At 53.9% G+C, this 24,929-nt stretch carries 22 protein-coding genes; 11 read left to right on the top strand and 11 right to left on the bottom strand.

Translation table 11 applies throughout. From position 1 onward, the window contains the following. Positions 1-158: 158 nt before the first annotated feature. The 4 genes from M9H61_RS04555 to motA all read right to left on the bottom strand — a co-directional run bounded on the left by M9H61_RS04555 (position 159) and on the right by motA (position 4,139). Positions 159-1,250 (bottom strand): TRAP transporter substrate-binding protein, encoded by a 1,092-nt coding sequence (locus M9H61_RS04555; protein WP_068518994.1) that lies wholly within the window; start codon positions 1,248-1,250, stop codon positions 159-161. A 168-nt stretch (positions 1,251-1,418) separates the two neighbouring features. Continuing rightward, positions 1,419-2,162: an arginyltransferase gene (locus M9H61_RS04550; protein WP_228195547.1), complete on the bottom strand. Its 744-nt coding sequence runs from the start codon at positions 2,160-2,162 to the stop codon at positions 1,419-1,421. Between the two features lie 119 nt (positions 2,163-2,281). Then, complete coding sequence (locus M9H61_RS04545) at positions 2,282-3,244, bottom strand: flagellar motor protein MotB (RefSeq protein WP_250283645.1); 963 nt, start codon at positions 3,242-3,244, stop codon at positions 2,282-2,284. Between the two features lie 40 nt (positions 3,245-3,284). Continuing rightward, positions 3,285-4,139: a flagellar motor stator protein MotA gene (gene motA, locus M9H61_RS04540; RefSeq protein ID WP_068518997.1), complete on the bottom strand. Its 855-nt coding sequence runs from the start codon at positions 4,137-4,139 to the stop codon at positions 3,285-3,287. Positions 4,140-4,395: 256 nt separating this feature from the next. On the opposite strand from motA, the gene M9H61_RS04535 reads away from it, so the two are divergent. Beyond that, complete coding sequence (locus tag M9H61_RS04535) at positions 4,396-4,878, top strand: flavin reductase family protein (RefSeq protein WP_068518998.1); 483 nt, start codon at positions 4,396-4,398, stop codon at positions 4,876-4,878. 98 nt (positions 4,879-4,976) lie between these two features. Here the strand turns inward: M9H61_RS04535 and M9H61_RS04530 are convergent, their stop codons facing one another. Beyond that, the gene (locus tag M9H61_RS04530; RefSeq protein ID WP_114113345.1) at positions 4,977-6,197 is read right to left on the bottom strand and encodes a threonine ammonia-lyase; all 1,221 of its coding nucleotides are present in this window, start codon (positions 6,195-6,197) and stop codon (positions 4,977-4,979) included. Between the two features lie 351 nt (positions 6,198-6,548). After that, positions 6,549-8,036, bottom strand: a complete 1,488-nt coding sequence (locus M9H61_RS04525; RefSeq protein ID WP_250283643.1) for an aldehyde dehydrogenase family protein — start codon at positions 8,034-8,036, stop codon at positions 6,549-6,551. Between the two features lie 231 nt (positions 8,037-8,267). On the opposite strand from M9H61_RS04525, the gene M9H61_RS04520 reads away from it, so the two are divergent. Both M9H61_RS04520 and M9H61_RS04515 read left to right on the top strand, forming a co-directional pair. Then, positions 8,268-9,434, top strand: a complete 1,167-nt coding sequence (locus tag M9H61_RS04520; protein WP_068519001.1) for a type III PLP-dependent enzyme — start codon at positions 8,268-8,270, stop codon at positions 9,432-9,434. Positions 9,435-9,645: 211 nt separating this feature from the next. After that, the gene (locus M9H61_RS04515; protein WP_371922210.1) at positions 9,646-11,163 is read left to right on the top strand and encodes a malonyl-CoA synthase; all 1,518 of its coding nucleotides are present in this window, start codon (positions 9,646-9,648) and stop codon (positions 11,161-11,163) included. A gap of 135 nt (positions 11,164-11,298) precedes the next feature. Here M9H61_RS04515 and M9H61_RS04510 read toward each other — a convergent pair whose 3' ends face one another. Next, a complete protein-coding gene (locus M9H61_RS04510; protein ID WP_082817820.1) occupies positions 11,299-11,457 on the bottom strand; it encodes a DUF1127 domain-containing protein in 159 nt (52 codons plus the stop codon). Positions 11,458-11,938: 481 nt separating this feature from the next. Here M9H61_RS04510 and M9H61_RS04505 point away from each other — a divergent pair, with 481 nt between their 5' ends. Further along, positions 11,939-12,907, top strand: coding sequence for an HAD-IIA family hydrolase (locus M9H61_RS04505; protein WP_250283641.1), 969 nt, complete (start codon positions 11,939-11,941; stop codon positions 12,905-12,907). 87 nt (positions 12,908-12,994) lie between these two features. On the opposite strand, the gene hemB is transcribed toward M9H61_RS04505, so the two are convergent. The 4 genes from hemB to M9H61_RS04485 form a co-directional block, all read right to left on the bottom strand. Then, positions 12,995-14,002 (bottom strand): porphobilinogen synthase, encoded by a 1,008-nt coding sequence (gene hemB / locus M9H61_RS04500; protein WP_068519004.1) that lies wholly within the window; start codon positions 14,000-14,002, stop codon positions 12,995-12,997. 90 nt (positions 14,003-14,092) lie between these two features. Beyond that, positions 14,093-15,307, bottom strand: a complete 1,215-nt coding sequence (locus M9H61_RS04495) for an MFS transporter (RefSeq protein ID WP_250283639.1) — start codon at positions 15,305-15,307, stop codon at positions 14,093-14,095. A 34-nt stretch (positions 15,308-15,341) separates the two neighbouring features. After that, positions 15,342-16,103: a DeoR/GlpR family DNA-binding transcription regulator gene (locus M9H61_RS04490; protein WP_101246285.1), complete on the bottom strand. Its 762-nt coding sequence runs from the start codon at positions 16,101-16,103 to the stop codon at positions 15,342-15,344. Positions 16,104-16,234: 131 nt separating this feature from the next. After that, positions 16,235-17,521 (bottom strand): O-acetylhomoserine aminocarboxypropyltransferase/cysteine synthase family protein, encoded by a 1,287-nt coding sequence (locus tag M9H61_RS04485; RefSeq protein ID WP_250283637.1) that lies wholly within the window; start codon positions 17,519-17,521, stop codon positions 16,235-16,237. 225 nt (positions 17,522-17,746) lie between these two features. On the opposite strand from M9H61_RS04485, the gene M9H61_RS04480 reads away from it, so the two are divergent. From M9H61_RS04480 to M9H61_RS04455, 7 genes are all read left to right on the top strand, one after another. Further along, a complete protein-coding gene (locus tag M9H61_RS04480; RefSeq protein ID WP_250283634.1) occupies positions 17,747-18,886 on the top strand; it encodes an acyl-CoA dehydrogenase family protein in 1,140 nt (379 codons plus the stop codon). A 3-nt stretch (positions 18,887-18,889) separates the two neighbouring features. After that, positions 18,890-19,981: an enoyl-CoA hydratase/isomerase family protein gene (locus tag M9H61_RS04475; RefSeq protein ID WP_250283632.1), complete on the top strand. Its 1,092-nt coding sequence runs from the start codon at positions 18,890-18,892 to the stop codon at positions 19,979-19,981. 74 nt (positions 19,982-20,055) lie between these two features. Beyond that, positions 20,056-20,946, top strand: a complete 891-nt coding sequence (gene mmsB / locus M9H61_RS04470; protein ID WP_068519010.1) for a 3-hydroxyisobutyrate dehydrogenase — start codon at positions 20,056-20,058, stop codon at positions 20,944-20,946. Positions 20,947-20,958: 12 nt separating this feature from the next. Beyond that, positions 20,959-21,264 (top strand): hypothetical protein, encoded by a 306-nt coding sequence (locus tag M9H61_RS20660; RefSeq protein WP_371922209.1) that lies wholly within the window; start codon positions 20,959-20,961, stop codon positions 21,262-21,264. 353 nt (positions 21,265-21,617) lie between these two features. Beyond that, entirely contained in the window at positions 21,618-22,541 is a 924-nt protein-coding gene (locus M9H61_RS04465) for a branched-chain amino acid ABC transporter permease LivH (protein WP_068519011.1), read from the top strand. Beyond that, a complete protein-coding gene (gene livM / locus M9H61_RS04460; RefSeq protein ID WP_250283630.1) occupies positions 22,541-24,061 on the top strand; it encodes a high-affinity branched-chain amino acid ABC transporter permease LivM in 1,521 nt (506 codons plus the stop codon). Before M9H61_RS04465 ends, livM begins: the two co-directional genes overlap by 1 nt. Beyond that, the gene (locus M9H61_RS04455) at positions 24,058-24,912 is read left to right on the top strand and encodes an ABC transporter ATP-binding protein (protein ID WP_068519013.1); all 855 of its coding nucleotides are present in this window, start codon (positions 24,058-24,060) and stop codon (positions 24,910-24,912) included. The genes livM and M9H61_RS04455 overlap by 4 nt, the downstream gene beginning before the upstream one ends. The last annotated feature ends 17 nt before the right edge of the window (positions 24,913-24,929 follow it).

Raw genomic sequence — 24,929 nt, 5'->3', positions numbered from 1 at the left:
TTCAAAGAAAGGCACCCGAACGGGTGCCTTTTTATTGCGCGATCCGTGGATCGAGAAGGGGGCATGTCAGCGAATTCCAGCCATCTTCTCATGTGCGAGGGGCAAAGAAAAAGGGCCGGCAAATTGCCGGCCCTTGATCGTTTCCAGAAATGGAAGACTTAGTATTTGAACGGCAGGACACGTGCCTGGGCAAATGCCGATTCCGAGAATTTCGACCATGCAATCGACTGGGTACGGAAGGCGATCAGGCTTTCGAAGACTTCCTGTGACAGCGGGTTCGAAGAAACCAGGTCACGCAGAACCTCACCCGAAAGTTTGCCAAGGCCGGTCAGAATGTCGTCAGAGAACGGACGAACATCGACGTTATGCTTGTTGCGCAGCGTGTCGAGTGCCTGAACGTTGCGGGCGGTGAATTCGGACAGAACCATCTGGTTAACAGCGCGGTTTGCCTGCTCGACAATTGCCTTCAGATCATCCGGAAGCGCATTCCATGCATCCAGGTTGATGAAGTTGTCAAGAACGGTTGCCGGCTCGTGCCAGCCTGGGTAGTAGTAATATTTAGCCGATTTATAAAGACCGAATGCCAGGTCGTTATACGGGCCAACCCACTCGGTCGCGTCAATCGCACCGGACTGAAGTGCCGGCGGGATTTCGCCGCCCGGAAGGTTCACAACGTTTGCGCCAGCCGCTTTGACAACTTCGCCACCAAGGCCCGGAATACGCATTTTCAGACCCTGATAGTCTGCAATGGTGTTCATTTCCTTGTTGAACCAGCCACCCATCTGCGTGCCGGTGTTCCCCGACGGGAAGAACTTACAGTTCAGTTCGGCATAGACCTTGTCAGCAAGTTCCTGACCGCCACCCCACTGGAACCACGCATTCTGTTCCTGAGCGTTCAGACCGAACGGCATTGCTGCGATATACTGGGTCGCGTCAACTTTGCCTTTCCAGTAGTAAGGCGCACCGTGGCCCATTTCGACGGTGCCGTTGCCAACAGCGTCAATGGCTTCGAATGCCGGGACGATTTCGCCCGCACCGAAAACGGTAACTTTCAGGCGACCATCAGATGCCTTGGTGATGTATTCAGCAAGAAGGTTCGCACCGGTACCAAGACCCGGGAAGTTTTTCGGCCAGGTGGTGACCATACGCCATTCACGGACGTCCTGGGCAAGTGCCGGTTTGGCAAAAGTGGATGCGGCAGCAGTCGCACCTGCTACGGCAGCGCCAGAAAGAAATTGGCGACGTTTCATTAGTTACAGCCTCCCAAAGATGCAAGCTCATGATTTATATGTATCAAAGCCGGTTAACCGGCTTTGTAAGGAGCTTATATGCGTCTTTGGATGCAGGCAACCGGGGATCGAGCTGATTTCTAGGACTTTAGTCTAATGTAGAATGATACGAAAGAAGGGTAGCCCATCCTATGCACAGGTATCGGGTCCGGTATCACTCATCGACACCCATTGCCCGTCCCGGAACCCTTCAAGCGGCTGAAAGCGCATCTTGTAGGACATCTTGCGACAGTCTCCGATCCAGTAACCCAGATAGATATGTGGCAAATCAAGAAGTTGTGCTTCTTCGATCAGGTCAAGGATGATGTAGGTCCCAAGTCCGCGCTTGTGTTCTGCCGGGTCAAAAAAGCTGTAAACCGCGGATAGCCCATCGGCAAGATTGTCCACGAGTGCAACGGCAATCAAACTGTTGTCGGCGCGACGATATTCATAGATCGATGTATCAATCGTGCTGTCTTCGATCATGGCGCGATAGTCGCGCGCATCCATCCGGGCCATATCGCCATTGCCATGACGGGCATCCTGATAGGTGCTGAACAACTGATATTGTTCCTGTGTGGCTGTCGGCGGCAGGATGGAACGCGTAAGGTCACTATTCTTGTTCTGGATGCGGCGGAATGACCGACTATGTTCAAAGTCCGGGCATCTTACCCGCACCGGAACACAGGCATTGCAATCGCTGCACGCCGGAAGATAGGCGATGGAATGGCTACGACGGAAACCGGCGCGCGACAACAGATCGTGAATATTGTTGGCCTCGGGGCCACGCAATTCGGTCACCAGCTTACGTTCAAATCGTCCGGGCAAATAGGGACACGGCATCGGGGCCGTCATGAAGTAATGCTGCGTAAGGCGGCGCTGGTTGACTGTCATCTGGTATTCTCAATCCCGATCACACGCGATCATCTATATTATGAGATTAAGTGCTGTTTGTGACAGTTTAAAGGTCATGCAGCCAAAAGGGCATTCAAATCTGTGACATCGCCATATGTTTATGGTTGTGACGGCACGCCGAATGTCGGACGACGCGGGGCAGCACCATTGGCTGGTGTCTCGGATTGCTGGGCCGGGGATGCACCGTTGGCAGGGGTGCCTGTGCCATTGCCATTCGGTCCATCTGATCCCAGTTCGGCGCGTTCACCGGTACCACGCAAAAGCGTGATACTGATGCGACGGTTCCTTTCATTCTTGGGATCATCAGGTACCAGCGGATCGGTATCCGAAAGACCGGCGACCTTGGCAAAGCGGGCGGTTTCCAGACCCAGGTCCTGAAGGGCGCGGCGCGTGGCCAGTGCACGGTCTGTCGACAGTTCCCAGTTTGAATAACCGTCAAGGCGGTTGAACGGTACCGCGTCGGTATGGCCTTCGATCGAGATATCCTGGGGCATTTTTTCAATGACCTCGGTAACCTTTTCGAGAAGAAGCCGCGTATGTTCAGCCATATCGGCACTGCCGCTCGGGAACATGGCGGTCCCGTCTTCATCAAGGATCTGGATCCGAAGACCTTCGTCGGTTTCCTCGATCCGGATGTTCTTTTCAAGCCCCTGAAGTTCCGGGCTTTCATCGATGGCCTTCAGGAGTTCTTCCTTGGCCTCGTTGAATTCCTGTTCTTCCATCTGGGCAACACGGATGGCTTCGCGTTCGTCGGGGGACTGCTGAGGCGGGATGTCCATGCTGACAGTTGGCATGCCGAATTCGGAGCGCAACGCGCCTTCTTCTGCAAGGCTGGTCCCGCCGAGCAAACCGCCCGAACCCGAATCATTCTGCGATATGGTTTCAGGTGTGAAATACATCGACACACCCTGAAGCTGTTCTTCGGTCGCGCTTGAAAGCAGCCACAGCAACAGGAAGAATGCCATCATTGCCGTCACAAAGTCGGCATAGGCAACTTTCCAGGCACCGCCATGGTGCCCGTGCCCACCTTTTTTGATCTTTTTTATAACGATATCGGGCATGTGCAGCGTTGTCCTCTAAACCAAAGCTCCCGGCTCAAGATCAAGCTGTGGGCGCATCTTGCAGCGCTTCGTCAAGTTCCTTGAAGCTGGGCCGAAGGTTATGGGGAAGGGTCTTGCGCGCGAATTCCACCGAAACCTGTGGGGCGTAACCCTGCATGTGACCGATCAGTGCGGCTTTGATACAGCCATAATATTTGCCGTCGGAATCAACCGTGTTCTTGATGATCGATGCGGTCGGGCCAACAAAGCCGTATGCACCAAGAATACCAAGGAACGTACCGACAAGGGCCGCTGCGATCAGGCCGCCGAGAATTTCAGGCGGTTCGGTCACCGAGCTCATGGTGACAATCACGCCAAGAACCGCGGCAACAATACCAAGTGCCGGAAGGCCATCGCCCGCGGTCTGAACGGCCGATGCAACGGCGTGTTCTTCTTCGTGGTGGGTGTCGAGTTCCTGATCCATCACCGCCTCGAGTTCATAGGCATTGGTGGTTCCCAAAGTCAGCAGGCGCAGATAATCACACATGAATTCCATCGCGTGATGATCTTTCATCAGATTCGGGAAGTTGGAAAACAGGCTGGAACTTTCCGGGTTCTCGACATGGCTTTCAAGTGCCAGATCACCCTTGGATTTTGCCAGACGGAAAATGGCATAAAGGCATATCAGGAGTTCCAGATATGCGGCCTTTTTCTTGGGGCCCTTCATGGCGCGCAGGGTATAGGTGAATGATTTTTTGACGATGCCAAGCGGGTTGGCTGTCAAATATGCACCGAATGCTGCGCCGAAGATGATCAAGACTTCAAGCGGTTGTACGAGAATGCCAAAGTCGCCATGCGGCAGATAGCCACCAAGGACAGAGCCGATTACGACGATATAGCCAATGATCAAGAACATTCTTTTTTCTTCTCCGCTAGCCCAAGCCAGATACCTGAACGATCAACCCCAAGTTCATTGAAACATCTGTCATCTGCGGCACTGCAAAACATGTTTCTGATATCTGTATGCTCTTATTAAGTTTTAATCTTATTAACATCGCGTTTAAATTAGCTGCGAGTTAGGTTTGACAGCGGGATGATTAGACGCCATTTTCCCCAAGCTCCATTCAGCGTGCGTCAACCATCCATATTTGTATACGAGAGCTGCCTTCAATATGTCTTTCTCTGCGCGCGATTTTCGCGATTGCCTTGGTCAATTCACAACCGGTGTTGCTGTGGTAACCACCCGCGCTGCAGACGGTGCAAAAGCCGGCATTACCATCAACAGCTTTGCTTCGGTCTCACTGGATCCGGCACTGGTTCTGTTTTCGGTTGATCACCGTGCGGCAACGCATGCGCTGTTTACCGGGGACGCAAAGAGGTTTTGCATCAATATCCTGAGCCAAAGCCAACAGCAGGTCTCCGAACTGTTTTCCGCGCCGGGGCAGGATGGCTGGGATCGCGTGGCCTATGAAGATGACAGTCTCGGCATGCCGCGCCTGACAGGAAGTGTTGCGGCACTGACCTGCGAACGTCATGCCCTCCATGAAGGCGGCGATCACAGCATCATCGTCGGCCATGTCCGCGAACTGGTGATGGGCGAAACCGGTGCGCCGTTACTTTATTATGGTGGTCGGTATCGCAGCCTGGGTGACTGATCTGCTGGCGATCATGTGATCGGGTTTACACAGAAAAAGGGCCGCGGTGACATACCGGCGGCCCTTTGTCGTTTGGCAGTCGATCAGGTCGGGCCTGATCAATCGAGTGATGTGTTGCCAAGCAGGCGCCCGCCAAATCCCGCCTTGATCAGGCGTTCGATAACCTGCTGGGCATGGACGGTATCGCGGACTTCCAAAACCATATCGACGTCGGTCTGTTTTGCCGGCACGTCATAGAAATGACGCTGGTGATAGACTTCGATGATATTGGCTTCTTCTTCGCCGATCAGCGAACTGATGGTTGCCAGCGCACCCGGCACATCGGGAATTTCAATACGAACGCGAACAAGGCGTCCCTGACGGGCCATGCCGCGCATCAGCACCTGGGCAAGAAGGCGCGTATCGATATTGCCGCCGCTGACAATCAGGCAAACTTTCTTGCCCTTGAATTTCTCGGGATGGTCAAGCAGGGCCGCAAGCGGCGCCGCACCGGCACCTTCGACAACGCTTTTTTCAATCTCGATCAGCATCTGGATGGACCGTTCGATACTGCTTTCATCAACCAGTACGACGTCGTCGAGCTTTTCCTTGCAGATTTCAAGCGTCAGACCACCGGGCTGTTTGACCGCAATGCCTTCGGCAATGGTGACACCGCCGCCGGTGTATTCTTCGCCGCGAATGCCCTCATACATGCTGGGATAAAGCTTTGTCTCGACACCGATAATCTCGATATCCGGGCGGCGCGATTTGACAGCGGTTGCCACCCCCGATGCCAGGCCACCACCGCCAATCGGCACGACGATGGTGTCGATATCGACATTTTCGTTCAGGATTTCGAGCCCGACCGTACCTTGGCCGGCAATGATATGGGCATCGTCAAACGGGTGGACAAAGGTCAGGCCGCGCTCTTTCTGAATGCGTCCGGCGGCCTCAAGGCTTTCGGCGAACACATTCCCGGTCAGGACAACTTCCGCCCCGTGGGATCGCGTATGATGGACCTTGGTAAAGGGCGTGTTTTTGGGCATGACGATGGTTGCCGGAATGCCAAGCCGCTTGGCGTTATAGGCAACACCCTGGGCATGGTTTCCGGCCGAAACGGCGATAACGCCGTTTTCGCGTTCTTCGGGTGTCAGGCTGGCAAGTTTGACATAGGCGCCACGTTCCTTGAACGAGGCGGTATATTGCTGGTTTTCAAGTTTAAGATAAACTTCTGCCTGGCAAATGCTTGAAAGCGTAAGTGATTTTACCAGTGGTGTTTTGGCGACAATGCCATCAAGCAAGCCGGATGCGCGTACAATATCGTGATAGGAAACAGTCATAATTTCCATGCTCCTGCGGCCACCATCGGTGTGATGTGGTGGCAATAATATCATGTGGTGGGTGAAAAACGGTAGTTAACCGGACCTGTCATCCGCAGATGACAGGGATCACATTCGCAGGTCGGAAATCCCCATAATCATGGCCATCGCACCGGCACGAAGCGTCGGACGGGAATGCGATGAAAGGATGTCAGTATATGCAGACATAGCCATGTTCTTTCTGGGTTAAAGATGTGTTTTCAAGCGGCAGCTTTGCGGATAAGTCGCCCAAGGTCAAGTGCCACAATAGAAAAACCGGGTTGCGTGTACCGCAACCCGGCCAAGTGGAACGCCTGGTTTGGGGATCGGGCGTTATTCCATATTCAGAATGACGGTTTTCTTGTAGGTGAAATGTTCAAGCATGCTTTCAAGTGATGCTTCCTTGCCAAGTCCCGACAACTTGATACCGCCATAGGACAGGTTCGGCTGAACAACAAGGTTCTGGTTGACCTGAACAAAGCCCGCTTCAAGGCACTTGGTGGCGACAAGGGCGGTTTTCAGATCCGTAGTCCAGACCGTTGCCGCAAGGCCAAAGTCGCTGTCATTGGCCAGTTCAAGGGCTTCTTCAAAGGTCTTGAATTTGAAGACGCAGGCAACCGGGCCAAAGATTTCTTCGCGGGCGATCCGGGCATTCGGGTCAACATTGGTGAAAATTACCGGGCGGACAAAAAGGCCGTCGGAAAGTTCGGCGTCCGTGGGAAGGGCGCTGAGCTCATGCTTGGTTGCACCCTCTTTTTCCCCGATATCGATATAGCCGCATACCTTGTCGAATTGTTTGCGGTTGATGATGGTGCCGATATCGGTTTCTTCATCAAGCGGGTTACCCATTTTGAGGGTATTAACCTTGTCAATCAGTCGCTTGACGAACTCATCATGAAGTTTTTCATGAACCAGCATGCGTGACGATGCGGTGCAGCTCTGACCCTGACGGGTGAAGCGCATGCCGCCGATTGCTCCTGCAACCGCCTTGTCGAGATCGGCGTCATCCATCACGATCATCGGCGACTTGCCACCAAGTTCAAGGGTGACCGGGATCAGCTTTTCGGCGGCGGCCTTGTAAACCGTGCGACCGGTTTCAACCGATCCGGTGAACGAAACCTTTTTGACATCCTTGTGTTCCACAAGCGGGCCACCGCAAGACGGGCCAAAGCCCGACAGGATGTTCAAAACGCCAGCCGGAAGAATTTCCTGCATGATCTGGCAGACGCGCAGAACCGTAAGCGGGGTGTCTTCGGCGGATTTCACCACAACCGTGTTACCGGCAACCAGCGCCGGGGCAACCTTGATCGCCATCAGAAGCAGCGGGACGTTCCACGGAATGATGGCGCCAACCACACCAACGGCTTCGCGGGTGGTCAGGGTCATCATGTTGGGGTTAAAGGGAACGGTTTCACCTTTGAGTTCCGAGGCAAGCCCGCCAAAGAAGACGAACATGTCGGCCAGAACCGATGCTTCGACGCGGCTTTCAGTGCGCAGCGCCTTGCCCGATTCCAGGGCGACCAGTCGTCCGAGTTCCTCTGTATGGGCCATCAGGACGCGACCGCATTCGGCAACCAGCTTGCCACGTTCACGGGCAGGGCGTTCTGCCCAGTCTTTCTGCGCTTTCTTGGCAATATCAACTGCAATTGCCACATCGTCGGCATCGCCGTCGGCTGCCTGACCGATAACCTTGCCGGTGGCCGGGTTGATGACGTCAAAGGTCTTGCCGTTTTTGGGGGCAACAAGTTTGCCATCAATCAGGTGGTGGCCGGAGAGTTCCGTCGCCAAAGACATCGGATCAAGGTTCGGTTCGAAAGGCATTTCAGGCTCCCTGTGGGTTGTGTGTGGTTGCGCTTTTTTGCGTGGGGCACACGATATTGGTTATTCGGTATTGGTTTACCAAATTATCGACAGGATGCCGCAATATCAAGATCAATTCGTGTTTACAGGCATGACAGTTTCGCAAAGGGCTGATAACCTTGTCGTGCAAAAAGGCCAGCCCGGCGGCGGTACGTGTCTGGGCGCCAGCATTTCGCAAACGATGGAGTATTTATGCCACGTCATTTCGATACGACGTTCGATGTTGTTAAGGAACTCAAGCCTTCCTATCCGGTTTATTGTCTCAGACCCAATATTCTTCGAGAAACAGCGCAGCGCTTTGTCGAAATGTTCCCGGGCGACGTCCTTTATGCCGTGAAATGTAATCCGCATCCCGAAGTGATGCGCTATCTCCATGAAGGGGGTGTTCGACATTTCGACACGGCATCGCCAGAAGAAATTTCGCTGGTACGTCGCCAGTTTCCGGGCATGAAGGCCTATTTTATGCATCCGGTCAAAAGCCGCGATGCCATCCGAAATGCGCATCGTGTGTATGGCATTGATCACTATGTCATCGACACGATCGAAGAGCTCGAGAAAATCCGCGAAGAAACCGAAGGCGACAAGAACCTTGTCATTCATGTGCGCCTGGCAACGCCCCCGGCCGGGGCGACCTATAACCTGTCGGCAAAGTTTGGCGCGCGTCCGATGGTCGCAGCAGAGCTCCTTAAAAAGGTTGATGAATACGGATATGAAGCCGGTCTTTGCTTCCATGTCGGGTCGCAATGCACCACGCCGAACGGCTATCGGATCGCGGTTGAGCTGATCCGCCAGGTTGTCGATTTCTCCGGTGTTCAGGTTAAACACATCGACGTCGGTGGCGGTTTCCCGGGCCAGTATATGAACCAGCGCGGTGCCAGCCTTGAAGAATTCATGGACGAGATCAAGGATTGCATTCGCTGGCTTGATATGCCCGAAACGACCTTTATGTGCGAACCGGGTCGTGCACTTGTTTCAAGTGGCATTTCCCTGATTACCCAGGTTCACCTGCGCAAGGAAGATACCCTGTTTATCAATGACGGTGTTTATGGAAGCCTGTCTGAAACCGTGACGGGGCAGCTTCGCTATCCGGTGCGGCCCATGCGGATCAATGGTGAATTCATCGAAGATGAAACGCTTGATTTCACTATTTATGGCCCGACCTGCGATAATATGGATGTGTTGCCAGCGGCTGTTTCCCTGCCTGCGGACATCCGCGAAGGGGACTGGATCGAATTTGGCCATATCGGGGCCTATAGCAACGCACTTGCGACCCACTTCAACGGGTTCTTCCCGGAAATGCAGGTCACGGTTGGCGAAGCATTCCCGTTCGTGGATGGCGAATTCCCCTATGTGGCCTGACCGCGCACCAAGTTGCGACGGTTAATTGATTACCGTGCGGGTAAGCAGTTTTTCTGCTTACCCGTTTTTTTATCGTGTTACGTTTGGAAAATATCATTATCGGTAAAAAGGTACTTGTTTACCGATAATGATTGATTGCACTATGTTGCCCGCATTCGGAACCGGCAGGGGACCTGTCGGCCAAAAGACCAATCTTCGGGGAAGCAATACAGTGACCAACAGCCTTTTCATGCGTATCCGTGACCGGTTTCCAAAAGACCTTTCGTCGGTTCTGATCGAAACACCGACCGGCAAGACATACAGCTATGCCGACGCGGATTCGGCATCGGCGCGGATTGCCGGTTTGTTGACGTCACTTGGTGCGCGCAAAGGGGATCGGGTGGCTGTTCAGGTCGATAAATCCCCCGAGGCACTGTTCCTGTATCTGGGGTGCATCCGGGCTGGCTTGGTTTACTTGCCGCTAAACACCGCCTACCAGGCCGGGGAACTTTCATATTTCATGGGCAATGCATCTCCGGTGGTGTTTGTTTGTCAGCCCCATCGATTGGAAGAAGTCACCGCAATCGCCAAGGAGCAGGGGGTGACCCATGTTCTGACACTTGGCACCAGGGGTGATGGCAGTCTTATGGATGGTGCCGCCGGACAATCCGGGCAGTTCGCGCCTGTGGCCTGTGCCGATGATGATCTGGCCGCGATCCTTTATACGTCAGGCACCACGGGAAAGCCCAAAGGCGCAATGATGACCCAGATGAACCTGTGGTCCAATGCGGCAACGCTTGAAAAGCTGTGGGGCTTTAACGGGGATGATACCCTTTTGCATGCCTTGCCGATTTTCCACACCCACGGGCTTTTCATCGCCTGTCACTGTGTGATATTGTCGGGCTCAAAGATGTTCTTCCTGCCGAAATTTGACAGTGACGAGGTCATGGCGCTTTTGCCGCGCAGTACGGTGATGATGGGTGTTCCAACATTCTATGTGCGATTGCTGGCAGAAGATGACTTTGATGCGGATGTTACCGCTAACATGCGCTTGTTTATATCGGGATCCGCCCCGTTGTTGCCAGAAACTTTCACTGCGTTCAAGCAGCGTACAGGCAAGGCTTTGCTGGAACGTTATGGCATGACGGAAATGGGGATGGCGACGTCCAACCCGCTGGACGGGGAGCGTATTGTTCATACTGTTGGCCCGGCACTTCCCGATGTTGAGGTTCGCGTCTGTGATGGGGACGGTAACGTTCTGGGAACCGACGAGATCGGCGTTCTTGAAGCGCGCGGGCCGAATGTTTTTGCCGGTTACTGGCAGATGCCGGAAAAAACAGCAGAAGAATTTCGCCAGGACGGCTTTTTCATTACCGGCGATATCGCCAAGATCGACGCCAAGGGCTATGTCCATATTGTCGGACGGGCCAAGGATCTTGTGATTTCTGGCGGCTTTAACGTGTATCCGAAAGAAATCGAAACCCTGATCGATAAAATGGAAGGGGTTGTTGAAAGTGCCGTGATCGGTGTTCAACATCCCGACTTTGGCGAGGCGGTTGTCGCCATAATCGTTCCGACCCACAAGGAGGCCCTGTCAGAGGATGGGGTAATCGGCGCCATCAAATCGCAGCTTGCGAACTTCAAGGTGCCCAAGCGGGTGTTCTTTGTCGAAGAGCTGCCGCGCAATGCGATGGGCAAAGTCCAGAAGAATGTCCTGCGCGACGACTATAAGGGCCTGTTTGCAAGCTAGGCGATTGGGCCGCCACGATGTTGAGGCCGCATGAGTGCGGACGTGGCTGAATACTGACGATGCTGAAATGCGGACAAAGAAAAACCCCGGCAGATCATCTGCCGGGGTTTTTCTCAAGGACGCTACGGTCGTGGCTTAGCGACCGAAAGCAACACGGTGTGCTACATCGTCGATCATGTCGCGGTTCAGACCGATGTCAGCCAGTTCGCGCGTATCAAGTTTACGCAGCGCAACCTGGGTCTGGTACTGAACGCGAAGAGCGCGAAGGAAAGCGAAGATTTTAGTTACGATCATTTCATCACCTATTTCAAACCGGCCGTTTCACACGGCGTCTATTCAGATAACCGGCATGTTCTCACCGAAGGTATTCCGCGAAGGAATAGTTAACTGGTTTGACGTGTCGGTTTGTTTACAATGTATCGAATGATCATCTGCTTGATGGCGCATTTACCAGTCGATACGTCCTATTCATTTGGTGAAGGCAATCTACGTCTGATTGTTGTGTTAATCCAATGCGTTTTTTGCATGGCAGCGGCTTGGAAAGCGCAGAAAGTCACCAAATGGCAATGAATTGGCGATAATACGGTTACATGAGGCTTCTTTTGCAACTTTAATTGCTATGCTAATGGTGCATGGCTAATGAAATTGCGCGACGCGTGTCGGTTGATTTTGGCAGTTGCGCGCATTTAACAGGAATTGGGATGTATTTGGGGTCGCAATCAGCCGGAAAAGACCGTAACTTGCGCGACCAAATGCACGAACAGGAGAATTGACCATGAGCATCAATCGGCCGCGTTTGAATTTTACGCAGGCAATCGACGCATATTTGCAATATGCGCCGCGATTGCCGCAAGTGCAGGCTGATGCTGTTCCGGCAAAAACCGACTATGTCGAAAATCTTCTGGCGATTTCCGATCAGTTTGATCTGATTGTGTTTGACGCGTTTGGCGTTCTCAATAGCGGCCCGACGGCCATTCCCGGTGCTGTCAAAACCATCGCCACGCTTCAGGAAGCGGGTAAGAAGATTGCCGTTGTCACCAACGATGCGTCCAGTTCGGCAGAGGCCATCCTTGCCCGCCATCGCAAACGCGGGTTTGATTTTGACAACAGCAACCTGATCAGCAGTCAGCAATTCATTGCACCACTGATGCATGAACATGCCGATATTACCCATTGGGGCGCAATGGCCCCGGCGGACTGGCCGTTTCATGTCTTGCCTGACACTGTCGAGCCGCTTGGCGCGGACCGCGCACTCTATGACCGTGTCGATGGTTTTCTGTTGATTGATTCGGAAAACTGGTCAGATCAGCAGCAGGAAATGCTGGAACAAAGCCTTGCCGCCAATCCGCGGCCGATTTTGGTCGGTAATCCGGATATCTGTGCGCCAATGGGGGACTTCCTGTCCGTGGAATCGGGCTATTTCGCCCATCTGGCAGCGGATGCATGCGGGGTGATGCCCCAATGTGTCGGTAAACCGTATCATCACGTGTTTGAAGAAGTTCTGCGTCGCCACCCGGATGTCAGCCGTGATCGCGTCCTGATGGTTGGCGATACGGTGCATACGGATGTCCTGGGCGGTCTTGCATCGGGGATCAAGACGCTTCTGGTGCATCAGGGGGGATTCCTTGATGGTCAGGATATCGAAAGTGTCTTTGCCAAATCCGGTCTGCGGCCGCATTTCTGCGCGCGTGCAATCGGCCATGGTATCGCCGACCCGGTCAGCGAAGCTGCCTGTTGCGCCTGATCATCTGACTTTATGATCCCGGGAAATGCAAAAGGGCCTCGTTTGAGGCCCTTTTTTGTGTTCTGGATCGGGATTGCGTGCTGTGGTTTATCCTTCAAGCGCCTCGGCGACTTCAATGGCGCTATAGGTCAGAACCCCGGATGCGCCCGCACGTTTGAAGCATGAAAGCGTTTCAATCGCGCAGCCGATATAATCCAGCCAGCCATTCTGGCCCGCAGCCCGCAACATGGCATATTCCCCCGATACCTGATAGGCAAAGACCGGTACGCCAAATTCCTGACGCACGCGATAGAGAACATCCAGATACGGAAGACCCGGTTTGACGATGACCGAATCTGCACCTTCTTCGAGGTCATAGGCAACTTCACGCATCGCTTCGTCGCTATTGGCAGGGTCAAGCTGATAGGTTTTCTTGTCTGCCTTGCCCAGCGCGCTTGCAGAACCGATGGCGTCACGGAACGGTCCATAGAAAGAGGACGCGTATTTCGCGGAATAGGCCATGATCTGAACGTTCTTGAGACTTTCGCCTTCAAGGGTTTTGCGGATCGCACCGATGCGGCCATCCATCATGTCGGATGGCGCGACAACGTCACAACCTGCCTGGGCCTGGACAAGAGCCTGACGGACCAATGCTTCGGTGGTTTCGTCGTTCAAAATCTGACCATCGACGACGATCCCGTCCTGACCATCGGAATTGAACGGGTCAAGGGCGACATCGGTGATGATGCCGATATTGGGGCAGGCATCCTTGATCGCCTTGGTCGCACGGCACACGACATTGTCGGGGTTATAGGCTTCGCGCGCGTCCTTGGTTTTAAGGTTCGCTTCGATATAGGGAAACAGTGCCAGGGCAGGGATGCCAAGTTTTTCTGCATGTTTGGCGGTTTCGACCAATACATCGACCGACTGGCGTTCAACGCCGGGCATGGACGGGATCGGGGTTCGCTGGTTGGTGCCATCAATCACAAAGACCGGCAAAATCAGATCATGTGCGGTCAAGCGGCTTTCCGCGACCATGCGACGGGACCAATCGGACATGCGGTTACGACGCTGCCGGGTGCTGGGAAATGTGCCATAGGCGAATTTGTTGGCCATGATCTGTACTCTGTTCTGTGAGGCGGGGCGAACCTTGGATCCTGCCCGAGGAGTGGACAGGCCAATTTATGGGACAGATTTCATGCGCAATCAACCATTGCTGGCGAATTGCAGCCGTGCACGCATGGTCAGAAGGTAAACCGGGATAATCAGGGCAAGGAAGCTGGCGGTGATGGCAAATGCTGTGACAAGGCCGGCCACCTGACCGATTGCGCCAATAATCGGCGGTCCTGCCATGATTGCCGAATAACCTGTGGCCGCGATGATCGACACCACCGCACCGCCACCTTTGCCCGTGGCCTTTGATGCTGCCGACAGCAAAAGCGGAAGAATAACCGCAAGCCCGGTGCCGGCAATGCCGCACCCGATCCAGGCCACGATATAATGCGGTGACAGGGCGATGATAAAGGTGCCAAGGGATGCCAGAACAGAGCTTGTCAAAAGAACCGGTGCACGGCCGAATTTCATCACCAACGCATCACCCGACAGCCGGGTTGCAGCCATTGCGCAGGAATAAATGGCAAAGCCGACAGCGGCCATGGTCGCACCCGATGACAGTTCGCTATTCATGAAGACTGTCGCCCAATCGGTAATGACGCCTTCGCCGAATTGCCCGATAAAGGCACAAACACCGAACGGAAGCAGCATCAGGAACATCGGGCGGTCCTTTTGCGCACCGGATGTTCCCGCATTGCCGGTAGCAGCATGGTCTGCCGTTTCCTGATTGTCCTGCAAGATGGCGATTGCATCCCGGTCGGGCAAAAGTTTGGTTTGGGCAATGATATGGGCGATCAGAAAGACCGAAAGAATGACGGGCAGGTGGTAGCTGTTGTCAAAGGGCAGGGCGAACCATGCCGCGGCAATCCCGGCACCGGCAAAGCCGCCAAGGCTCCAACAGCCATGAAGTCCTGACATGATGCTGCGTCCTTTGACCCGTTCGACATTCAGGCCATTGGCATTCATTGCCACATCAAGAAACGCACCGGAAAATCCAAGGGCAAACATCGCAACAGAGATACTGACATAGGATTGCATGAAAACCGGAATGCCAACCGCAATGAAATAGGCCAGCCCGGAATAGCGCACGACCAGTTCGCTTCCGATGCGATCAGAAAGGCGGCCGGCGATTGGCATCACGGCAAGCACCCCAATGGCAGCAGCCAGCAGAATACCACCCAGTTCGTCATGACCAAGGCCAAGCCGTTCCTGCACCAGGGGGATATGTGGTACCCAGCTTGAAAAGGCAGCGCCATGCAAAAAGAAGATGGTGCGTACCCGGTTATGGGGCTGGGAATAATTTTGCATCTTTGGTGGCTCCGGTCACTGGGCGTTTGGGCAGTCAGGCCTGAACAACGTTCATGCCGCGCTTGGCATAGTTTTTGAGATATCCGGCCGAAAGTTTGCGACCTGTTACAAGGTGGGATATCGCATCAATATCACACACCCGGAATGGCAGGCTGGTTTCAAGTTTGTCGGCGGTGGTGACAGCGATGATTTCGGCGGATTGGCTGATCATTGCGGCCTTTGATGCGCGTTCATCGGGGTGGCTGGTGGACAGACCCGACTCAGGATGCAGCGCACAAGTCCCGAGCAATGCCAGATCTGCATTATATTTGCGGATTTCATCAATTGTGGTCGGTCCACAAACAACCATGTCATTTTTCAGAAGCGTACCGCCCAGCATTATGACCCGGGCGTTCGGGTGGGCGGCCAATTCGACGGCAATCATCGGGTTGACGGTAATAACCGTGCCACGAAATGACGGTTTGAGGTGCCGTGCCACTTCGCAAATGGTGGTGCCGCTGTCAAAAAAGACCACGGCGTCATCCGGGATCAAATCGCGGGCTGTTTTCTGGGCAATGGCCGTGCGTTCAGGCTGAAGATCACGTGCGCGTTCTTCATAGGTTTCGCTTGGCTTGTTGGGAAGCACCGCGCCACCATGGATGCGGCGCAGCTGTCCTTCGTCTTCAAGCTGGCGCAAGTCGCGGCGGATGGTATCAAGGGATGCATGAAACAGGGCGGCCAGGTCATGAATATGAACTGTTCCCATGTTTCGCAGCAGTTTCAGGATTTCATCCTGACGGGTGATGACGCTCGACATTGCGGTGCCTGTTTTGCATGTTGTGCATGTTTTGCCGATTTCATCTAGGCCTGTTTGCGAATTTGGTCAATGAAAAACCGGTCGAACGTTGGTTCGACCGGTTGCAGATGACGTCGCAAAGTTTTGCAATATCAGGCTTTATCAAGGGCCTGTGTCAGATCGGCCAGAATATCGTCAATATGTTCAATGCCGATGGACAGCCGGACATAACCGTCAGTCACACCCGATGACAGACGATCCTGTTCCGACAGCTGGCTGTGAGTCGTCGTAGCCGGATGGATGGCAAGTGATCGCGTGTCGCCGATATTGGCGACGTGATAGAACAGCTCAAGCGCATTGATGAATTTCTCACCGGCGTCTTTGCCACCCGCCAGTTCAAAGCCCATCAGTGACCCGTACCCACCTTTAAGATAGCTGTCTGCACGACGGCGGCTTTCACCGTCCTGTTTGCTGGGATGGATGACCTTGGTGACTTTGGGGTGTGATGCCAGGAAGTCGGCAACCTTGTTGGCGTTCTCGCAATGACGTTCCATGCGCAGCGGCAGTGTTTCCATGCCCTGGATGGTCTGGAATGAATTGAACGGGGATGCAGCGGCGCCGATGTCACGCAACAGCGTGCAGCGCAATTTAATCGCATAGGCAACCGGGCCAATCGGTTTGACTGCCTGCGTCCAGACCGCACCGTGATAGCTGGGATCAGGTTCGTTCAAAAGCGGAAAGCGTTTGGCATGTTTTTCCCAGTCAAATTTGCCGGAATCGACCACAACACCACCAACCGACGTGCCGTGACCGGCAATGAATTTGGTGGTCGAATACATTACGATGCTTGCGCCATGTTCGATCGGTTTGCAGATGACCGGGGCGGCCGTGTTGTCGATAATCAGCGGAATGCCCAGCGCGTCACCGATGGTGGCAACTTCACGGATCGGGAAGACCTGCAATTTCGGGTTCGGCAAGGTTTCCGCATAAAAGGCACGGGTCTTGTCATCGGCGAGTTTGCGGAAGCTTTCCGGGTCAGCTGGATCTGCAAAGCGCACCTCGATTCCCATTTGCTTGAATGTATTGGCAAACAGGTTCCAGGTCCCGCCATACAAATCTGTCGAGCTGACAATATTGTCGCCGGCCTGTGCGATATTCAGCACGGCAAAAGTCGATGCTGCCTGACCCGAACCAAGTGCAACCGCAGCAGCACCACCTTCAAGGGCGGCAATGCGCTGTTCAAGCACATCATTGGTCGGGTTCATCAGGCGCGTATAGATATTGCCAAGTTCCTTAAGCGCGAAAAGGTCGGCGGCATGCTGGGTGTCGCGGAACTGATAACTGGTGGTCTGATACAGCGGAACCGCAACAGACCCGGTGGTCGGGTCGGCGCGATAGCCTGCATGAAGAACAATGGTTTCCGGTTTCGTGGACGACATGATGTGTTTCCCTGATTTATTGTTGTTCCTGACGCGGAGAAGGTAAGCCGACAGCACCATCATCAGCAAGAAACATTTGGTGAAAACGACTACGGGAATGCACGTAAACGGTGTGATTTTTTAATATAGTGATAATTCGGTACTGTTATACCGAATGAATTGACAAGAGGGTGTTTTCACGTTTACGTAAAGGGAAAACAGATAAACTTCAGAGGCGGCGATCCAATGGAATTCAACCTGTCTGACGATCAGCAGGCATTTGCCCAGGCTGCGCGTGATTTTGCCCAGAACGAAATGGCACCACATGCGGGTGAATGGGACGCAAAGCACATTTTCCCCGAAGAAACCCTGCGCAAGGCAGCAGAGCTCGGCTTTGCCGCGATCTATACGCGGGAAGAGTTCGGTGGAACCGGGCTTGGCCGTCTTGATGCGGCTGTCATCTTTGAAGAACTTGCGGCGGCGTGCCCGTCTACTGCGGCTTATATCTCGATCCATAATATGGCGTGCTGGATGATCGATAGTTTCGGATCGGACACGCAGCGCGAAACATATCTGCCCAAGCTTGTGTCGATGGAACATTTCGCAAGTTATTGCCTGACGGAGCCGGGCGCGGGGTCAGATGCCGGATCGCTTCGGACCCGGGCGGTTCGTGATGGCGATCATTATGTCCTTAATGGTGAAAAGGCGTTCATTTCCGGCGGATCACGCAGCGATATATATGTTGTGATGGCGCGTACCGGCGATGACGGCCCGAATGGCATTTCGACCTTTATCATTCCCAAGGACACTGACGGGCTTTCATTTGGCAAGCTTGAAGAAAAAATGGGCTGGAACAGTCAGCCGACATCCGCCGTTATCTTCAGCAATTGCAAGGTGCCGGTCGAAAACCGTCTGGGCGAAGAGGGTGAAGGTTTCAAATTTGCCATGAAGGGGCTGGATGGCGGGCGGCTGAATATTGCGGCCTGTTCGATTGGCGGCGCCCGTGCTGCAATGGAACATGCGCGCGATCACATGAAAGTCCGCAAGCAGTTTGGCAAAAGCCTTGATCAGTTTCAGGCGTTGCAATTCAAGTTCGCGGATATGGTAACCGAGCTCGAAGCAGCGCGCCTTATGCTGCACAAGGGAGCATGGAAGCTTGATCACAAGGCCGATGATGCAACGCAGTTCTGTGCCATGGCAAAACGTTTTGCTACCGATATCGGGTTCGAGGTCTGTAACCAGGCGCTGCAATTGCATGGCGGGTATGGCTATATTCGCGAATATCCGATCGAACGGCTGTTGCGCGACCTTCGTGTTCATCAGATCCTTGAAGGAACCAACGAAATCATGCGGCTGATCATTTCCCGTGCCGCTTTGAAAGACTAGGCCATGAATAACACTTCTGATACCCAAACCACTGTTGCTGACGCGCCCGTGCTTTTTTCCCAACAAGGTGCAATCGGGCAGATCGTTCTTAATCGCCCGCGTGCGCTTAATGCGCTCGATCTTGTGATGGTTGATATGATGATGGGGCAACTCAAATCATGGGAAACCGATCCGTCGATCAAGGCCGTTGTGATCGAGGGTGCCGGTGAAAAGGCCTTTTGTGCAGGCGGCGATATTCGCGGTCTTTATGATGCGCGTAAGACTGATGACGAAGATCTGCTTGATGCCTTTTACCGGCGCGAATATCACCTTAATCATTACATCGCCAATTATCCCAAACCCTATGTCGCATTGATGGATGGCATCACGATGGGCGGCGGGGTCGGTGTTTCGATACACGGCATGTTCCGGGTGGCGACTGAGCGGACCCTGTTTGCAATGCCTGAAACCGGAATCGGGTTTTTCCCCGATGTTGGGGGTGGCTATTTCCTGCCACGATGCCCGGGGCAGATCGGCATGTATCTCGGCCTGACCGGTGCGCGGATAAAGGCCGCGGACTGTCTTTATGCAGGTCTTGCAACTCACGGCGTTGCAACCGACAAGCTTGACAGTCTTAAGGCCGATCTTGCGGTGGCGTCCTATGAGGGTGATGCAAAGGCCGTGATTGCAGATATTCTCAAGCGCTATGAAACGGCTTTTGGTGATGCGCCGCTTGCGACCCTTCGCGATGATATTGACCGGACGTTTGCCGGTGACAGTGTTGTTGCAATCTTCGAGGCGCTTGAACGTGAAGAAACCGCGTTTGGCAAGGAAACCCTTGATATTCTGGCGGCAAAGTCACCGACGGCACTGTGCGTCAGCTTCGACCAGATCCGTCAGGGGCGTGAGATGACGCTGGCTTCGGTTCTGAATATGGAATACCGGATGTCACAACGAATGGTGCGCAAGCCCGACCTGTTTGAAGGGGTGCGGGCCGTAATCGTTGATAAGGATCATGCCCCGAAATGGCAGCATGGCGATATCGGCCAGGTCGATCCGCGTGAAATTGCCGAGTATTTCGAACCGCTTCCGGTGGAAAAAGAACTTAATCTTTAAAACGATCCGGACCATTCTATGGTCCTGAAAAATCAAAACAAAAGTCCCGCACGGGATGTCAGAGGAGACTTCAAATGGCGACTATCGGTTTTATCGGTCTTGGCAATATGGGCGGCCCGATGGCGGCAAACCTTGTCAAGGCAGGGCACGACGTCAAGGTATTCGATCTGTCTGCAGATGCGGTGGCCAAGGCAGTTGATGGCGGTGCGGGCAAGGCTGCAACAGTGGCCGAAGCAGCAAGCAATGTTGAATTTGTTGTAACCGTGCTTCCGGCCGGAAAACATGTTCTTTCGGTATATGACGGCCCGGACGGGGTGATTGCCAATGCCAAGGCCGGTACAGTTCTGATCGACAGTTCCACGATCGAGGTCGATGCCGCGCGCAAGGCATCTGAGCTTGCCCGTGCGGCGGGCCTTGGTGCGGTGGATGCACCGATTTCCGGCGGAACCGCCGGGGCCGCAGCCGGGACCCTGACCTTCATGGTTGGTGGTTCTGATGCTGATTTCGCCCGCGCAAAGCCGATCCTCGAAGGAATGGGCAGCAACATCATCCATGCAGGTGACAGTGGTGCCGGGCAGGCGGCAAAGATCTGCAACAACATGGTACTGGGTGTCAGCATGATTGCTGTTTCCGAAGCCTTCATGCTGGCCAAGCGTCTTGGCCTTGATGCCCAGAAGCTTTTTGACATCTCGTCAAAGGCATCTGGCCAGTGCTGGTCGCTGACCAGCTATTGCCCGGTTCCGGGGCCGGTACCGACATCCCCGGCAAACCGCGATTATCAAGCGGGATTTGCAGTTGATATGATGCTTAAGGACCTGAAACTTGCCCAGCAGGCTTCGGCGGCATCGGGGGCGACAACGCCGATGGGGGCGCTCGCTGAAAGCCTTTATGCGCTTTATTCCAATAGCGGCCATGGGGGCATGGATTTCTCGGCCATTGTAAAAATGCTGGACGGGGAAAAGTGATCTCGTTCTCAGATGCTGTGTCAAAGCGGGTCCGGATTTCCGGGCCCGTTTTTGTTATCTATTGCGTTGTCCGAGAATGGGCGCACAATAGGGGCGGTTACATTCCCAAGGATCATCAGCATTACAATGACCACGCGACACAATACGTCAAACGAGATTTACTTTGAACTTCGTCAGGTGGGAACCTATCTGCGTTGTACGGCGATTGATGGTAAAACCGGGGTGGAGGTAACCGTTGCGGGACCTGTGAGTCGGAATCCTGAACAGTTGAAAAGGGTCGCCGCACAAAAACTTGAATACGTCCTGAAAAAGGGATAATGTATACAATATAAAGAGCGGGTGGCTTATCGGATCAGTGTTTTATTCCAATATCAATTCCTGATTTGGTGATTTTCACTAAAATCTCAAAGCCGCTTGCAGCCTTTGAACACATGTGTCTAAGGTTCACGCTCTAATCGCGCTTTCGGAAGTAAGAACCACAAACAGAATGGTCGGCTCCGAAGGCTAAAAACGGGTCATACCCGATAACAATAAGACGGAGGCTTCGCGGGTTTGCAAGGGGGCAATGGGGAGACTATGTCTCATCCAATCAATACATATATATGTGGCTTGATGCCTTCTGCCGAGCTGGCGAGGACCTTGTTTGTCTGTGCCAAATCTAAGGTTGTGCAATGGATTGGGCTTATTTCCTACAACAATTGATCAACGGTCTGACGCTGGGAGCCATTTATGGTTTGATCGCCATCGGTTACACGATGGTGTACGGCATCATCGGCATGATCAACTTTGCGCACGGCGAGATTTATATGCTCGGTGCGTTTCATTCCCTGATTACCTTCCTGATCTGTCAGGCGGCAGGGATCAGCGGCATTCTTCCGCTCACACTTCTTTTGATGCTGTTCGTTTCAATGGTTCTGACCTCGATTTACGGTTGGGGCGTGGAACGTGTGGCATATCGGCCCTTGCGCGGATCCTTCCGACTGGCAGCCCTGATTTCTGCCATCGGCATGTCGATCTTCCTGCAGAACTTTGTTCAGATTTCGCAGGGCGCGCGCGTTAAGCCGATGCAGCCGCTTGTTGAGGGCGGCATTACCCTTATGGAAAGCGCGAATTTCGACGTCCAGCTCAGCTACATGCAGATCGTGATCATCGTTCTGACCTTTGTGCTGATGGTTGTCTTCTCGCTGCTGATCGCCAAAACCTCGCTTGGTCGTGCACAGCGCGCTTGTGAACAGGACCGCACCATGGCGGGCCTTCTGGGCGTGAATGTGGACCGTACGATTTCGACCACCTTTGTCATGGGGGCCGCACTGGCGTCTGTCGCCGGGATGATGGTGACCCTGTATTATGGTGTGATCGACTTCTATATCGGCTTCCTGGCCGGTGTGAAGGCCTTCACCGCCGCCGTTCTTGGCGGTATCGGGTCGCTGCCGGGCGCCATGCTTGGTGGGTTGCTGATTGGTCTGATCGAAGCATTCTGGTCGGGATATCTCACGATTGAATACAAGGACGTTGCAACGTTCGGTATTCTGGTTCTTGTGCTGATCTTCCGCCCGTGGGGTCTGCTTGGCAAGCCGGAGGTTGAGAAAGTCTGATGTCATCTGCATTTGCATCAACTCGTACCAACGGCTCGGAAGTTGTTAAGGAACTCGCGTTCTTTGCAGTTGTCGCGCTGCTGATGTCGGTCATGATCCTTGGTGTTGAAACGGTTGACCGTCCGACCGGTTTGGAACTGGCCGTTCGCTGGGATCTTGTTCTGATTGCCATCGGATCAACCGTGGTCGGGCGTTTTGCCCTGATCATGCGCCGCGAAGGCATGTCCCGAATTGTCCAGGCATTGCTGATTACGGTGACTGCGGTTGCCGTGTTCGAAATGTTTGTCCGTTTCCGTGACATGGATGATCGCTGGGCATCGCCGGTGGTCTTGGATATGGCATTTGGCAGTGTGCTTAGCACTGTTGTCGCCATCGCCTTTGTCGCCATCGTTTTTGCCATCGCCTATTTCTCGATGAAGGAAAAAGGCGCGGTCGAAGTCGATGAAAGGGCAAAGCTGTCGTCCAAGATCCAGCTGGTTTATCGCTCAAACACCAAAAAGATCGGTCTGGTGGGGATTATCTTCTTCATCATCTTCCCTTTCCTGTTCGGGGAAAACCGTTCTGCGATCGACCTTGCGACCCTCGTGATGATTTACATCATGCTGGGGTGGGGGCTTAATATCGTGGTTGGCCTGGCCGGTCTTCTTGATCTTGGCTATGTGGCATTTTATGCAGTGGGGGCTTATTCCTATGCATTGCTGTCACAGAACTTCGATCTGAGCTTCTGGCTTTGCCTGCCGCTTGCCGGGATCTTTGCTGCCAGCTTTGGCATCATTCTTGGCTTCCCGGTTCTGCGTTTGCGTGGTGACTATCTGGCCATCGTGACGCTGGGCTTTGGTGAAATCATCCGTGTTGTTCTGATCAACTGGTATGATCTGACCGGTGGCCCGGATGGCATTTCTTCGATCGAACGTCCGAGCTTCTTTGGGCTTGCCGATTTCTCCCGCCGTGTGCCTGAGGGCTCCGTTGCCTTTAGCGACCTGTTCGGGATGGACTATTCGTCCATGCATCGCCTGATCTTCCTGTACTACCTGATCCTTGCACTGGCACTTGTGACCAACTTTGTCACCATGCGCCTGCGCAAACTGCCGATCGGTCGTGCATGGGAAGCGCTGCGTGAAGACGAAATCGCATGCCGTTCGCTTGGCATCAACCCGACCAACACCAAGCTTTCGGCTTTTGCGATTGGTGCGATGTTCGGTGGATTTGCCGGGGCCTTCTTTGCCACCCGTCAGGGCTTTATCAGCCCGGAAAGCTTCACCTTCCTTGAATCTGCCGTGATTCTTGCGATCGTGGTTCTGGGCGGCATGGGCAGTCAGATCGGTGTGGTTTTGGCCGCCATCGTGATGATCGGTTTCCCGGAAATGTTCCGTGAACTTGCCGAATACCGCATGCTGATCTTTGGTGCCGGTATTGTTGCCATCATGTTGTGGCGTCCGCGCGGTCTGTTGTCCTTCCGTGACCCGACCATTCTGCTCAATATGAGCCAGAAAGAAAAAGTTGCCGGAGAGTTGAAATGACCGACAACAAACTGCTCGAAGTCGAACACCTGACCATGCGCTTTGGCGGTCTGGTCGCGATTGATGACCTGTCTTTCACGGCTAATAAAAGTGAAATCACAGCAATCATCGGCCCGAACGGTGCTGGCAAAACCACGGTGTTTAACTGCCTGACCGGGTTCTATGTCCCGACCGAGGGGCGTTTGACCCTGCATGCCAATGATGGCCCCCGTTTGCTGGAGCGGACCGAAGGGTTCCGCATTCCGCGCAATAACGGTGTTGCACGTACATTCCAGAACATTCGCCTGTTTACCGGGATGACGGTTCTGGAAAACCTGATCGTTGCGCAGCATAACCGGCTGATGGAAGCATCTGCATTTTCCATTGCCGGGCTGTTCAACCTTGGCCGCTATGCAAAGGCGGAAAAGGAAGCGATCGAAAAGGCGAAGTTCTGGCTGAACAAGGTTGGTCTGTATGATCAGGCCGACTGGAATGCCGGTAACCTGCCATATGGTTCCCAGCGTCGTCTGGAAATCGCACGTGCAATGTGTACTGATCCGTCACTTCTTTGCCTGGATGAGCCGGCAGCGGGCCTTAACCCGCGTGAGTCGGCAGAACTGAACATCCTGTTGCAAAGCATCCGTGATGATCAGGGCGTTGGTTGCCTTCTGATCGAACATGACATGAGCGTCGTGATGCAGATTTCCGACCATGTGATCGTTCTTGATTACGGACGAAAGATTGCCGATGGCAATCCCGATGCCGTCAAGAATGATCCGGCCGTTATCCGCGCCTATCTTGGCGAAGAAGAGGATGACGAGCTTCCGCCGGAAGTTGCCGCCGACCTTAATGTTGATCCGAATGCGCACTGAGGGAGTTCATCGATATG

It is taken from the genome of Thalassospira sp. GO-4, from assembly GCF_023588965.1.
GTDB classification, from domain to species: Bacteria; Pseudomonadota; Alphaproteobacteria; order Rhodospirillales; family Thalassospiraceae; genus Thalassospira; species Thalassospira povalilytica.
Note: the sequence above shows the minus strand (reverse complement) of the source record. Positions and strands in the feature narration are given on the sequence as shown.